General features: G+C 54.5%; 1 protein-coding gene. It reads left to right on the top strand.

The window, feature by feature from the left end:
• On the top strand, nucleotides 1-231 hold a 231-nt coding region (locus ACYP03_RS28305; RefSeq protein WP_459782978.1), incomplete at both ends, for a glutamate synthase-related protein.

The raw sequence follows: 231 nt of genomic DNA, 5'->3' as shown, positions 1-231 counted from the left end.
TAATCCAACCACGATTTCACTGTTGCAACAGTCGACCCGTGGCAAAGACTACAGTCAGGTCAAAGAATACTGTCACGCCGTTGACAGCCAGGGCGACCATGCCGCCACCCTGCGCAGCCAGCTGCAAATTAACGCTGACCCCAGCCGTAGCATCCCGCTGGATCAAGTCGAGCCGATTGAAAAGATCCTCAAGCGATTCGCCACCGGTGCAATGAGTTTTGGCTCGATTTC

Source organism: Photobacterium sp. R1 (genome assembly GCF_054600795.1).
This window is presented reverse-complemented; position numbering and strand designations above follow the sequence as displayed.